Source organism: Halomonas sp. KM007, assembly GCF_050709225.1.
Taxonomy (GTDB): Bacteria; Pseudomonadota; Gammaproteobacteria; order Pseudomonadales; family Halomonadaceae; genus Vreelandella; species Vreelandella hamiltonii.
Window position 1 is genome coordinate 3,083,881 of sequence record NZ_CP136131.1, and the last position, 13,305, is coordinate 3,097,185.

9 protein-coding genes are annotated in these 13,305 nt (G+C 61.5%); 5 read left to right on the top strand and 4 right to left on the bottom strand.

From position 1 onward, the window contains the following. The first annotated feature begins 155 nt into the window (after positions 1-155). Positions 156-4,979 (top strand): NAD-glutamate dehydrogenase, encoded by a 4,824-nt coding sequence (locus RVM27_RS14600; protein WP_498938370.1) that lies wholly within the window; start codon positions 156-158, stop codon positions 4,977-4,979. Between the two features lie 134 nt (positions 4,980-5,113). Continuing rightward, positions 5,114-6,139 carry a dihydroorotate dehydrogenase gene (locus RVM27_RS14605; RefSeq protein ID WP_498956892.1) on the top strand — a complete coding sequence of 342 codons (1,026 nt, stop codon included), beginning with the start codon at positions 5,114-5,116 and terminating at the stop codon, positions 6,137-6,139. Between the two features lie 104 nt (positions 6,140-6,243). Here RVM27_RS14605 and rmf read toward each other — a convergent pair whose 3' ends face one another. Then, positions 6,244-6,453: a ribosome modulation factor gene (gene rmf / locus RVM27_RS14610; protein ID WP_039176196.1), complete on the bottom strand. Its 210-nt coding sequence runs from the start codon at positions 6,451-6,453 to the stop codon at positions 6,244-6,246. A 410-nt stretch (positions 6,454-6,863) separates the two neighbouring features. On the opposite strand from rmf, the gene rlmKL reads away from it, so the two are divergent. Both rlmKL and RVM27_RS14620 read left to right on the top strand, forming a co-directional pair. After that, on the top strand, positions 6,864-9,074 hold the full coding sequence (gene rlmKL, locus RVM27_RS14615; protein ID WP_498956893.1) for a 23S rRNA (guanine(2445)-N(2))/(guanine(2069)-N(7))-methyltransferase: 2,211 nt from the start codon (positions 6,864-6,866) through the stop codon (positions 9,072-9,074). Then, positions 9,067-9,402 carry a glutaredoxin family protein gene (locus tag RVM27_RS14620; RefSeq protein WP_081195615.1) on the top strand — a complete coding sequence of 112 codons (336 nt, stop codon included), beginning with the start codon at positions 9,067-9,069 and terminating at the stop codon, positions 9,400-9,402. The genes rlmKL and RVM27_RS14620 overlap by 8 nt, the downstream gene beginning before the upstream one ends. A 6-nt stretch (positions 9,403-9,408) precedes the next feature. Here RVM27_RS14620 and RVM27_RS14625 read toward each other — a convergent pair whose 3' ends face one another. Next, positions 9,409-9,690: a hypothetical protein gene (locus RVM27_RS14625; protein WP_039176935.1), complete on the bottom strand. Its 282-nt coding sequence runs from the start codon at positions 9,688-9,690 to the stop codon at positions 9,409-9,411. Positions 9,691-9,774: 84 nt separating this feature from the next. On the opposite strand from RVM27_RS14625, the gene pdxB reads away from it, so the two are divergent. Then, positions 9,775-10,920: a 4-phosphoerythronate dehydrogenase gene (gene pdxB / locus RVM27_RS14630; protein WP_498938363.1), complete on the top strand. Its 1,146-nt coding sequence runs from the start codon at positions 9,775-9,777 to the stop codon at positions 10,918-10,920. A 77-nt stretch (positions 10,921-10,997) separates the two neighbouring features. Here the strand turns inward: pdxB and htpX are convergent, their stop codons facing one another. Together htpX and RVM27_RS14640 are read right to left on the bottom strand one after the other, a co-directional pair. Then, the gene (htpX, locus tag RVM27_RS14635) at positions 10,998-11,903 is read right to left on the bottom strand and encodes a protease HtpX (RefSeq protein ID WP_039176182.1); all 906 of its coding nucleotides are present in this window, start codon (positions 11,901-11,903) and stop codon (positions 10,998-11,000) included. A gap of 126 nt (positions 11,904-12,029) precedes the next feature. Further along, positions 12,030-13,277 carry a pyridoxal phosphate-dependent aminotransferase gene (locus RVM27_RS14640; RefSeq protein WP_081137517.1) on the bottom strand — a complete coding sequence of 416 codons (1,248 nt, stop codon included), beginning with the start codon at positions 13,275-13,277 and terminating at the stop codon, positions 12,030-12,032. Positions 13,278-13,305: the final 28 nt, after the last annotated feature.

A 13,305-nucleotide genomic window follows, 5' to 3' on the forward strand; every position in this document is an offset into this window, starting at 1 on the left:
CTTATGATGCACAAGCGGCATACACCATGAATAACATGCCAGATGGTTAGGGTGCTGGACGAGGGTAGCGTAAGCTATCTGGTAGCGTGGCCTAAAGGCCTATTGTCCTTCGTTTTTTTGGCCCAGGTTGTGGCCCCAGGCAGTCGAGGTGATGGATGCATTACGTTGCGATTGAAGAGAGTCGGCGGGATCTTTTGAAGCAGCTACAAGAGCGCCTGGAAGCGCGACTGGAGCCTGCGCGAGCGGCGGATGTCGAAGCCTTCGCGCGCCATTTCTACGCGACGGTGCCGGTCGAGGACCTGATCGACCGTCGTCTTGACGACCTCTATGGGGCCACGCTCTCGATCTGGCAGTTTCTCCAGCATCATGACCGTCAACACCCTAAAGTGCGTATCTTCAACCCCGATTTCGAAGAGCACGGCTGGCAGTCCAACCACACCTTCGTGGCCGTGCTGCATGAAGACATGCCGTTTCTGGTCGACTCGGTACGTATCGAGCTCAATCGGCGCGGATTGACCGTACATGCCATTCAGAACGCAGTATTTGCGGTTGCCCGCGATGGCCAGCACCAGCTCAAGGCACTGACCTCGCCCAAGGATGAGCATGCCCCCGAGGCCCGCGAATCCTTGATCGTCATCGAGGTGGATCGTCATACCGATCCTGAATCCTTGGCCAACATCGAGCGCAACTTGCACGAAGTGCTGCGCGACGTGCGCACGGCAGTGGGTGATTACGACGCCATGTGCGGGCAGATCACCTCCGCCATTCAGGAGCTGGAAAAGAACTGCCCGCCGCAGATCGACCCCGACGACCACGAAGAAGCGATTGCGTTTCTCGAGTGGTTGCTGAAGGACAACTTCACGTTCCTGGGGTATGACGAGTATCTGCTGGAAGGCAGCGAGCTGCAGCGTGATCCCAACAGCGTGTTGGGCGTGTTCCGCCTGGACCAGCCCCGCTACCGGGAGCGTATCCGCACCAAAGAGGGGGTGGATGAGCACAATGACTACGTGCTGGTGCCGCAGCTGCTCTCGTTTGCCAAGAGCGCCCATCACTCTCGCGTGCATCGTCCTACGTACCCCGACTACATCACCGTGGACCGCTACGATGATGATGGCAACGTGATCGGCGAGCGTCGCTTCTTTGGCCTGTTCACCGCGACCGTCTATAACGAGTCGCCGCGCAACATTCCGCTGCTGCGTCGCAAGCTGAAAGCCGTGACCGACATCGCCGGGTTCAACCCTCAGGGCCACAATGGCAAGCAGCTGCTGCAGGTGCTGGAAGTGTACCCGCGGGATGATCTGTTCCAGATCGGCACCGACGAGCTGGCCACTACCTCACTGGGCATCTTGAACATCCGTGAGCGTCGTCAGGTACGCCTGTTCATCCGCGCCGATGTCAGCGGCAAGTTCTACTCCTGCCTGGTCTTCGTGCCCCGCGACGTGTTCTCGACCGACCTGCGCCAGCGTATTCAGAACATGCTGTGCGACGAGCTGGATGCACACTTTGGCGATTTCAACACCTACCTCTCCGAGTCGGTGCTGGCGCGTATTCAGCTGATCCTGCGCTTCAATGGCGACACGCCCAGCCAGTACGACCTGAAGCGTCTGGAGGGTAAAGTGGCACGGCTGTCGCGCAGCTGGCGTGACGACCTGCACGCGGCCATGATCGAAGGGTTTGGAGAAGAGCGCGCCAACCACCTGCTGGATAATTTCCACGATGCCTTCTCGGCCAGCTACCGCGAAGACTTCAACGCCCGCACGGCGGTATTCGACATTCAGCACCTGCTGAATCTGGACAATGGCGACACGCTTTCGCTCTCCCTGTATCGTCCGCTGGAAGAGCAGGCAGGGGGCATGAACCTGAAGCTGTTCCATCGCGAATCGCAGATCCCGCTCTCGGACGTGCTGCCGATGATGGAGAATCTCGGCCTGCGCGTGATCGGTGAGCGCCCCTACGATATCAACGCGCCTCAGCAGCGCTACTGGATACACGACTTCGAGCTGGAGCATAGTCAGGGCGCCAATCTGGGCGACATGCGCGACACGTTCAGCGAAGCGTTCAAGCGTATCTGGGCCGGCGAAGCCGATAACGATGCCTTCAATCGCCTGATCGTCGGGGTCGGTCTGGACTGGCGGGAAGTGGCCATGCTGCGCGGCTACGCGCGTTACCTGAAGCAGATTCGCTTTGGCATGTCCCAGGATTACATTGCCGCCACGCTGGCCAACTACCCGGTGATCACCCAGACGCTGGTAGAGCTGTTCCGCCTGCGCTTCGACCCGGCCCAACAGCAGCCCGGCCAGACCGACGACTGCCTGGCGCGTCTGAACGAGCACCTGGAAGGCGTTGCCAGCCTCAATGACGACCAGCTGCTGCGCCGTTTCATGGAGCTGATCCAGGCCACGCTGCGCACCAACTATTACCAGAAGACCGACGCGGGCCGCTTCAAGGATTACATTGCCTACAAGCTGGAACCGTCGAAAGTGACCGGTATGCCCAAGCCGCGTCCGGCCTACGAGATTTTCGTCTGCTCGCCCCGTGTCGAAGGCGTGCACCTGCGAGGTGGCAAGGTGGCGCGCGGTGGCCTGCGCTGGTCGGATCGCCTGGAAGATTTCCGTACCGAAGTGCTGGGGTTGGTCAAGGCGCAGCAGGTGAAGAACGCGGTCATCGTGCCGGTAGGCGCCAAGGGCGGCTTCGTGTGCAAACGCATGCCTGAAAATGCCGACCGTGAAACCCAGCAGAAAGAGGGCATTGCCTGCTACCAGATCTTCATTCGGGCGCTGCTGGACGTCACCGATAATCTGGTCGGAGGAGAGGTCGTGCCGCCGAAGAACGTGGTGCGCCACGATGACGACGACACCTACCTGGTGGTGGCTGCCGACAAAGGCACCGCAACGTTCTCGGATATCGCCAACGCCATTTCCGTCGAGTATGGCCACTGGCTGGGGGATGCGTTCGCCTCTGGTGGCGCCAATGGCTACGACCACAAGAAAATGGCGATCACCGCACGGGGCGCCTGGGAGTCGGTCAAGCGCCACTTCCGCAACCTGGGCGTGAACACCCAGCAGGACCTGTTTACCGTGGTAGGTATCGGTGACATGGCCGGGGACGTGTTCGGCAACGGCATGCTGCTGTCGGACAAGATCCAGCTGGTGGGGGCGTTCAACCACCTGCATATCTTCGTCGACCCCAACCCTGATGCGGCAGCGGCGTTTGCCGAGCGCCAGCGGCTGTTCGACCTGCCGCGCTCCAGTTGGGAAGATTACAGCGTCGAGCTGATCTCTCAAGGAGGCGGGGTGTTCAGCCGCAGCGCCAAATCCATCGCCATCAGCCCGGAAATGCAGCAGGTGTTCGGAATCACCGAGGCGCGTCTGTCGCCCAATGATCTGATTCGCGCCATGCTCAAGGCCCAGGTCGACCTGATCTGGAACGGCGGTATCGGCACCTACGTGAAAAGCTCCGAAGAAACCGATGCCGACGTGGGCGACAAGGCCAACGATGCGCTGCGTATCAATGGCAAGGAGCTGAACTGTCGAGTCGTGGGGGAGGGCGGTAACCTGGGTCTCACCCAGCGTGGCCGAATGGAAGCAGCCGCCAACGGCGTGCGGGTTTACACCGACTTCATCGACAATGCCGGGGGCGTCAACTGCTCCGACCATGAGGTCAATATCAAGATATTGATCGACGAAGTGGTCAAGCGTGGCGACATGACCGACAAGCAGCGCAATCAGCTGCTGGCCGACATGACCGACGAAGTGGCCAACCTGGTCATTCTGGACAACTATCGCCAGACCCAGGCGCTGGACCTGTCGGAAATTCTTTCCCATCAGGGCATGAGGCCGTATCGCCGCTTCATCAGCGAACTGGAAGCCGCTGGTCAGATCGACCGCGAGCTGGAGTTCCTGCCCACCGACGAGGTGCTCAAGGAGCGTGCCAGCAGCGACCAGGGCATGCGTTTGCCGGAACTCTCGGTGCTGATCTCCTACGCCAAGAGCACCTTGAAGGGGGATTTGATCAATTCCGAGGTGCCCGACGACCCCTACATCCATCGCCATCTCGAGCGGCTCTTCCCGGCGGTGCTCACCGAGCGCTACCAGGGCGAGATGTACGAGCACCGTTTGAAGCGTGAGATCGTGGCCACTCAGGTCGCCAACGATCTGGTCGACCACATGGGCATCGTCTTCGTGCGCCGCTTGATGGACTCCACCGGCGCTGGCCGGGCCGATATTGCCCGGGCCTACGTGGTTGCCCGCGATGCCTTCAACCTGGCGGACCTGTGGGCGCAAATCGAAGCGCTGGACAACCAGGTCTCCAGCCGGGTGCAGTACTCCATGATGCTGGACCTGATGCGTCTGGTGCGTCGTGCCACCCGCTGGTTCCTGCGTCAGCACCTGGGGCTGTCGACTCAGGACACCATCGAGTACTTCGGGCCGCGTCTGGCCCAGCTGCAGGAGAGCATCGGTGAGCTGCTCAGCGGTGATGAGCAGCAGGAGTGGCAGGCACGCTGTGACGAACTTCAGCAAGCCGGCGTGCCGGAGTCCCTGGCCGCCACGGTGGCTGCGGCACCGCGCCTGTACGCCAGCCTGGGGATCATTCAGGCTGCCCGCTTGACCAACGAGAAGCCCCAGCGGGTGGCGGAAGTCTTCCACGAGATTGGCAGCCGTCTGGAGCTACCGTGGATGATCCAGCAGGTCACCCAACTGGAAGTGCGCGATGCCTGGCAGGCACAGGCCCGTGAAACCTTCCGTGACGATATCGATCGCCAACAGCTGGCGCTGACCACCAGCGTATTGAAACTGGAAGCGGGCAGCCGCGACACCCAGGAGCGCGTGGCTCAGTGGCTGGAGCAGCACGCCGAGCTGCATCGTCGCTGGTGCCGCTTGATCGAAGAGGTACGTAGCGGCAGCGAAGGCGGTTTTGCCCTGTTTGCGGTCGCCGTCCGTGAGCTGGTGGACCTGGCCGAGAGCGATAGCGAAGCCTGACGCCTGACGAAAGGCCCACTCAAGGCCGCGCCCTGGTTCACCAGGGCGCGGCCTTTTCATTCTGCCTCGCTGGGCCAAGTGCGTTATACTGCGGCCGCCTCGCCAACAGCCCATCGCCCAGGAGTGTCTCGCTGATGTATACCCTTGCCCGCTCGCTCATGTTCCGCCTGGATGCGGAAACGTCCCACGGTCTGGCGCTTGGCGCGCTGGATACGCTGCACCGAGTCGGTGGCGTGAAGCGGCTGTATGGCGAGCCGGTCAGCGACCCGGTCGAGCTGATGGGGCTGCGCTTTGCCAATCGCGTCGGCCTGGCCGCCGGGCTGGACAAGAATGCCGATCACCTGGATGCCCTGGGTGAGCTGGGCTTTGGGTTCGTGGAAGTGGGCACCGTCACGCCGAAAGCGCAGCCGGGAAACCCCAGGCCGCGTCTGTTTCGCCTGGCTGAACACGGGGCCATCATCAACCGCTTCGGCTTCAACAACAAAGGCGTCGAGCACCTGGTGGCACAGGTCAAGAAGCGCCACTATGGCGGTATCGTAGGCATCAACATCGGCAAGAATTTGACCACCTCGGTGGAGCAGGCGCTGGATGATTACCTGCTGTGTCTCGACGCCGTGCATGGGGTGGCCGATTATATCGCGGTCAATATCTCGTCGCCCAACACGCCGGGGCTGCGCACGCTGCAGTTCGGCGAGCAGTTGGATGCCCTGCTGGGGCCGATTCGTGCCCGCAGCCAATCGCTGGACGACGCGCTGGGTCGCAAGGTACCGCTGCTGGTGAAAATTGCCCCCGACATGAACGCAGAGGAAGTGGCGCTGGTGGCGGGCAGTATTTCTCGCAATGGGTTGGATGGGGTGATCGCCACCAATACCACGGTGTCTCGTGAGGCCGTTCAGCAGGCCCCCCAGGCGCAGGAAGCCGGTGGGTTATCGGGCCGACCGGTGTTCGAGGCTTCCAATGCGGTCATCCGGCTGCTGCGTGCCGAACTGCCTGACCTGCCGATCATCGGCGTGGGCGGCATCGACAGTGCGGCGGCAGCGCAAGCGAAAATCGAGGCAGGTGCCGACCTGGTGCAGCTCTATTCAGGCTTGATTTACCAAGGGCCGACGCTGGTTAAACAGTGTGCCGAGGCGCTCAAGGAGCAGGCTTCTGCCCACTGACAGGATAAGCGCGGGGGAGAGGTGGGCAATAAAGGGGTAGGCAATAAAAAGCCCGCTGGCGAGCGGGCTCCGTACTCCAAATGTCCGTGTAAAAGGTAAATAAATCAGGTCATGACCATGGGGTTTTTATGGATGCCGGAAACGCCGACCATGCCATCCCACTGATCTCCGCGACCTTCACGCCAACCGCTCATCCAGTATTCGCGTAAATTGACATCTTGACTGGGGCAATCATCACGGGAGCGACCCGTAATACCCGCTTTATAGCCGTGAACATAAGCCCGCTGGAAGCGATCACGTTTTTGTCGTTTCATTGGCTAACCTCTTTTCACGAAAACCTTTGATAAGAAGCAAATGGCCAGCAAACGGGCAGCTCATTGTCTACCGAGCTCCTTTCAAGCGTCATCACGACGCCGACCATTGCTGCCAACTCTGCTTCGAGAGGTGACTTCAAGTCCAAGAGAGAGTCTTCGCCAGTACCTTGGTGTCTAGTACTCACGTGCTGAACAGGTAAAGCCGCCGACTCGACAAGCCGTGGGTCGTTACAGGAGTCTCCTTGCGGAAGTGCACAGTAATGACCCAGACAAGAAACGCATGCGTTTTTAGTAGCTACCCTTTTATTGATAGACCATCATGGGGTCACTTGTCGACCATCAAATTGTCATAAGACGTAAACTCATTTGACATATACAGGAATATCGCGCGGTGACGCGCGGCGAAGAACATGACCGAGCTGAGCCAAACACCCTCTTTGAATCTGCTGGCCACCTGCCCCAAAGGCATCGAAGGCCTGCTGGCAGACGAGCTGCAAGCGCTGGGCGCCGAGCCTGGTAAAACCACCGTGGCCGGTGTCTATTTCACTGCCGACCAGACCACGGTCTATCGGGTCTGCCTGTGGTCGCGACTAGCCAACCGCGTCATTCTGCTGCTGGCCCGGGAAAGCATGATCGAGACCGCCGAGCAGGTGCGCGATGTGGTGGCACGCATTGCCTGGCGTCAGCATTTGGCACCAGGACGCACCCTGGCGGTGGATTTTCATGGCCGCAGTGAGCACATTCGCCACACCCGGTTTGGCGCGCAAACCGTCAAGGACGGGGTGGTGGACTCGCTACAGCTCTCGGGGCAGGAGCGCCCCAATGTGGATACCAAAACGCCAGACCTGCGCCTTTATGCGCACCTGCATCGCGCCAACCTGAGCCTGGGTATCGACCTCTCCGGCGAGAGCCTTCATCGGCGCGGCTACCGGCGTGACGTCGGGCATGCGCCGCTCAAGGAGAACCTGGCCGCTGCCTTGCTGGTACGTGCAGGCTGGCCCGAGCGCGCCAAGGCTGGCGAGCCTTTGCTGGACCCTTTGTGCGGGGCTGGCACCCTGCTGATCGAGGCCGCATTGATGGCCGCCGACCAGGCCCCCAACCTCAACCGTGAGCGTTTCGGCTTTCATGGCTGGGCGGGGCATGAGCCTGCGCTCTGGAGTGAGCTCAAGCGCGAAGCCGAAGCGCGGGCGTCGATTGGCCGCAAGCGCTGCAGGAACCCACTGATCGGCTTTGACCAAAGCCCTGCAGCGCTGAGTGCCGCCAAGTCGAACGCTATGCGCGCGGGCATTCCTGCGCTGATCAGCCTGCATGGCCAAAGTCTGGCTCAGCTCACTCGCCCCGTCGACCTCACCGCCGAGCAGGGCCTGTTGATCACCAACCCGCCCTACGGCGAGCGTTTGGGCGAATTGCCGGAACTGGTCAGGCTCTATGCCCAGCTTGGGGAAAAGGCCAAGGCGTTGTTCCCCGGCTGGATGCTGGCGCTGTTCACCGGCAATCCCGACCTGGGGCATCGCCTGGGGCTGCGCGCCCATAAGCAGTATGCGCTGAAGAATGGTGCGCTGGATGCCAAGCTGCTGATGATGCAGATCGGCGCAGCCAAGGAGTCTGCCGTGCCCAGCGATTCCGCCACGACAGAGGCCCTGGCGCCGGAACGGCCTGCCAAGCCAGCGGTGTCGGAAAATGCCCAGATGTTTGCCAATCGCTTGGCAAAGAATCAGAAACGCCTGAAAAAGTGGCTCAAGCAGAGCGGTGAAACCTGCTATCGCCTCTACGATGCCGATATGCCGGAGTATGCGCTGGCCATCGACCGCTATGGCGACCGCGTTCACGTGCAGGAGTATGCCGCGCCGGGCTCCGTGAACCCTGCTCAGGCACAAAAGCGGCTGTTCGACGCGCTGGAAGTGCTGCCTGAGGCGCTGGACGTGGACCCCGGCAAGATTTACGTGAAGCGTCGTGAGCGGCAAACCGGCGCCGCCCAGTACCAGAAGCGCGATGCCAGCGGCGAGCGTTTCGAAGTGCGTGAGGGGAGTGCGCGGCTGTGGGTCAACCTGCGCGACTACCTGGACACCGGGCTGTTTCTCGACCACCGCCCCGTGCGGCGTATGCTGGGCGACATGGCCAGCGGCAAGCGCTTCCTGAACCTGTTCTGCTACACCGCCACGGCCACCGTACAGGCCGCGTTAGGCGGGGCCAGCGACAGCGTCAGCGTCGACATGTCCAACACCTACCTGGAGTGGGCCAGAGACAACTTCAGCCTGAACCTGCTGGATCACCGGCGGCACCGGGTGGTCAGGGACGACTGCTTCCGCTGGCTGGAAACGGCCAATGCCGATTTCGACCTGATCTTCATGGACCCGCCGACGTTCTCGAACTCCAAGAAGATGCGCGATACGCTGGATATCCAGCGGGATCACCCAAGGCTGGTCGAGCTGGCCATGGCGCGTCTGGCGCCGGGTGGCGTGCTGGTGTTCTCGAATAACCAGCGGCGTTTCAAACTGGACGACGCGCTGGTGCAGCGCTACGCAGTGGAGGAGATCACCGCGCGCACCTTCGACCCGGATTTCCAGCGTCGTACCAACCTGCATCACGTCTTTTTGATCAAGAGCCGAGCCGATGATTAAACTCTCCATCTACACCACTCTGGGCTGCCACCTGTGCGCTCAACTCGAAGCGCTGGTGACCACCCTGGCCAACCAGCCAGTGGACTTGCGGCGCATCGAAATCAGCGAAGACGACGCGCTGGTCGAGCGCTACGGCGTGCGTATACCGGTGTTGCTGGATGAGCAGGGGGAAGAGCTGGACCGTGGCTTCGACCTGGCGCGGCTGAGCCAATGGCTGGAGCAGCGAGGCTGGCTGGACGAAGCGGCGCTGGCGGCCCTGACCAACCCGCCAGCCCCGACGCCCCCGGTAGGGGCGCACCAGCGTAATGGGCGTCGGTTTCTTGGGTAGGCGTGCCTACAGCACATCCAGCAGCGACAGCTGGCGCATGGCCTCCTGGCCTTCGGGGGTGTGGTCGGCGGCTTCCAGTACCTTGCGAAAGCCTCGGGAGGTCTGGATGGTGGACTCGTCCTCCAGCCACATCTGTGCCTGCGCCAAGGTGTCGGCCAACTGGTGTTTCAGCCCGCCAAACTGGGTGCCGATCTGCCCCCAGGCGCGGCTGAAAATCCAGTCGCCGAACATATCCTGGTGAATGTGCACCAACACATAGTCATGGTCGGTTTCCCAGCGTACGATCACACCCATCTCCTTAACGCCATCATGTTCACGCCTGTACAGCAAGCCGTTGCGGGCGTATTGTAAAGCCCGGAAATCAAAACGCCTATGAAACTTGTCATCGATGCCAACATTCCCGCCGCCGACGCGTGCTTTGGTGGGCTGGGCACCTTGCACCGCCTGCCCGGGCGCGAGATTCGCACGGCCGACGTGGCCGATGCCGACGCGCTCATCGTGCGCTCCATCACCCGGGTCGATGAGGCCTTGCTGGCCAACAGCCGTGTTGCCTTCGTCGGCACCTGCACCATCGGCACCGATCATATCGACTTGAACTACCTCTCAGCCCAGGGCATCGGGTTTGCCAGTGCGCCTGGCTGCAATGCCGACGCTGTGGTGGACTATGTGCTGAGCAGCCTGTTGACCGTGAGCGAGCGGGAAGGGTGGCCGCTGCTGTCGCGCCGTGTGGGAGTCGTCGGGGCCGGTAACGTCGGCAGCCGCTTGCTGACGCGGCTGAGTGCGCTGGGCATGGAAGTGCTGGTATGTGACCCGCCCCGCGCCGAGCAGGAAGGGCCTGAGGGCTTCGTGGCCCTGGATACCTTGATCGAGCAATGCGATGTCATTTGCCTGCATACACCGCTGGTCAAGCACGGCCCCCACGCGACGCACCATGTGTTGAACGCCGAGCGGCTCCAGGAACTGGCCCCGCAAACGGTACTGGTCAACGCCGGGCGCGGGGACTGCATCGATGGACTGGCACTGCGCAGCCGCCTGGCAGGCAAGGGCGACATCACCGCCATTCTCGATGTGTGGGAAGACGAGCCGGGCATCGATGCCAGCCTGAGGGATCTGGTGGCCCTGGCAACCCCGCACATTGCCGGCCATAGCCTGGACGGTAAGCTGCGCGGCACCTGGATGATTCAGCAGGCGCTGGCGGCACATGAAGGCCGCCCCTCAGACCTGGCATTCAGTGACTTGTGTCCGCCCCCGGCGCTGGCCTCGCTGACCCTCTCACAGGCACTGCCCGTTGAAGAGGCGCTGCGGCTATGTATCCGAGCGGTGTATGACGTGCGCCGTGACCACGACACGCTGCAGCGTAACGTGATGCAGCAAGGGGTTGCCAAGGGGTTCGATCACTGCCGCGCCCATTACCCGCTGCGTCGCGAGTTTGCCACGCTGAGTGTGCTGTTGAAAGAAGATGCTCGGCCACTGTGTGCGCCTTTGGAAGCTGCCGGTTTTCAGGTGCAGCTCGGCTGAAAAGAGCTGGACACAAAACGCATAAGGCCCGCGATGCGGGCCTTATGGTGGCGTCTGCCGTTAAGTGACGGTTAGCATCACTGACGGTAGGCGGCTTCTTTCAGGGCGCGAATGCGGTCGTCCAGCGGTGGGTGGCTGGCGAACATGCGCTCCATCAGCGAGCGGGTCTGGCCTTTGGTGATGGCCATGGCGCGCATCTGGTCGGGCATCTGGTCGGGCATTTCGGTTTCGGCCTTCAGGCGTGCCAGGGCGTTGACCATGGCGCCGGTGCCCGCCAGGCGTGCACCCGCTTCGTCGGCGCGGTATTCGCGGTAGCGCGAGAACCACGCCACGATGGCCGACGCAATGATGCCAAACACGATCTCGGCAATCATGACCACCGCAAAATAACCCATGAAGCCCAGACCGCCTTCACCGTCGCTGCGGCTTTTCAGGAAGGTGTCGATCAGGTGGGCGACGGCACGGGCAAAGAACATCACGAAGGTGTTCACCACGCCCTGGATCAGCGCCAGGGTGACCATGTCACCGTTGGCCACGTGGCCAATCTCGTGGGCCAGTACCGCGCGGACCTCTTCGGGGCGCATGCGGTTGAGCAGGCCCGCCGAGACGGCTACCAGCGAGTCGTTCTTGTTCCAGCCGGTAGCAAACGCATTGGACTGCTGGGCCGGGAAAATGCCCACTTCGGGGGTCTTGATCCCGGCTTCACGGGAAAGCTCGGCCACGGTGTCCACCAGCCACTTTTCGGTGGCATTGGAGGGCGTTTCGATGATCACCGTGCCCGTGGAGCGCTTGGCCAGCCATTTGGACATGAACAGCGAGATGATCGAGCCCGCCATGCCGACGATGAAGCAGAACAGCAGCAGGCCAGTGAAGTTGATTCCCTGGCTGCGCAGATAGCCCTCGACGCCGAACAGGCGCAGCGTAAAGCTGGCCACCAGTACGACGGCGAGGTTGGTCGCCAGAAACAGCATAATTCGCATCATGGGTGGGTTTCTCCCTTCAGGTTTATAGCGGGGTCTTGCTGGAATATGGCTTAGATGCGTGCCCGTCGCTACAGTTTCAAGTAGCTGTTTTTAATGCTGTAGCGACGGACATGAAGACTGAAATAACTACTGCCGATAGCGTGACAGGAAATTGGCAAAGCGATCCAGCGCGTCGCCCAGCTGGTCGGCCCAGGGCAGCGTCACGATGCGCACGTGGTCCGGGTCTGGCCAGTTGAAGGCCGTGCCTTGCACCAGCAGGATCTTTTCTTGCAATAACAGGTCCAGCACCAGCTGCTGGTCATTCTTGATATTGAAGACCTTGGGGTCCAGGCGCGGAAACGCGTAGAGCGCCCCTTTGGGTGTTACGCAGGAGACACCGGGAATGGCGTTGAGCTTCTCGATGGTGATGTCCCGCTGCGCCAGCAGGCGCCCGCCAGGCAGGATCAGGTCATTGATGGACTGGTAGCCGCCCAGCGCCGTTTGAATGGCGTGCTGGGCAGGTACGTTGGCGCACAGCCGCATGGAGGCCAGCATGGTCAGGCCCTGAATGAAATCCTTGGCCCGCTGTTTGGCCAGCGTGCCGGAAATGGTCATCCAGCCGGAGCGAAAACCAGCGCAGCGGTAGCTCTTGGAAAGCCCGTTCATGGTGATGACCAGTTGATCGTCGTCGGCCAGCGCCCCCGTGGCTGTGTGCTCGACCCCGTCGTAGAGAATCTTGTCGTAGATCTCGTCGGAGAATACCACCAGATTGTGCTGTTTGGCGATCTCGAGGACTTCCCGCACCACTTCCGGAGAGTACACTGCCCCGGTGGGGTTGTTGGGGTTGATGATGACGATGGCCCGGGTACGGCTGGTGACCTTGGCACGAATGTCGGCCATGTCCGGCGCCCAGTCGGCCTGCTCGTCGCACAGATAGTGAACGCCGTGGCCGCCCGACAGGTGGGCAGCAGCGGTCCATAGCGGGTAGTCCGGTGCCGGGATCAGTACTTCATCGCCATCGTTGAGCAGCGCCTGCATGGCCATGACGATCAGCTCGGACACGCCGTTGCCGATATAGATATCTTCGATACCGACGCCGGGGATCTGCTTGCGCTGGCACTCCTGCATGATGGCCTTGCGCGCAGAGTAGAGCCCTTTCGAATCACAGTAGCCCTGGGCGGTGGGCAGGTTGCGCATGACGTCCTGGAGAATCTCTTCCGGTGCCTCGAAACCAAAGGGGGCCGGATTGCCAATGTTGAGCTTGAGAATCCGCTGGCCTTCCTCTTCCAGGCGCTTGGCATGGTCGAGAACCGGGCCGCGAATGTCATAGCAGACATTGTGCAGTTTATGGGACTTCTTGAGCGTGTGTGATTCGTTAGGCTGCGCGGTGTCCATGGGGTGCGTTATCCAAAAGTGTCCATTG

Bases quoted from the DNA above. Each gene is read 5' to 3' on its own strand.
- RVM27_RS14600 (WP_498938370.1), top strand. From the start codon at position 156: ATGCATTACGTTGCGATTGAAGAGAGTCGGCGGGATCTTTTGAAGCAG.
- RVM27_RS14605 (WP_498956892.1), top strand. From the start codon at position 5,114: ATGTATACCCTTGCCCGCTCGCTCATGTTCCGCCTGGATGCGGAAACG.
- rmf (WP_039176196.1), bottom strand. From the start codon at position 6,453: ATGAAACGACAAAAACGTGATCGCTTCCAGCGGGCTTATGTTCACGGC.
- rlmKL (WP_498956893.1), top strand. From the start codon at position 6,864: ATGACCGAGCTGAGCCAAACACCCTCTTTGAATCTGCTGGCCACCTGC.
- RVM27_RS14620 (WP_081195615.1), top strand. From the start codon at position 9,067: ATGATTAAACTCTCCATCTACACCACTCTGGGCTGCCACCTGTGCGCT.
- pdxB (WP_498938363.1), top strand. From the start codon at position 9,775: ATGAAACTTGTCATCGATGCCAACATTCCCGCCGCCGACGCGTGCTTT.
- htpX (WP_039176182.1), bottom strand. From the start codon at position 11,903: ATGATGCGAATTATGCTGTTTCTGGCGACCAACCTCGCCGTCGTACTG.
- RVM27_RS14640 (WP_081137517.1), bottom strand. From the start codon at position 13,277: ATGGACACCGCGCAGCCTAACGAATCACACACGCTCAAGAAGTCCCAT.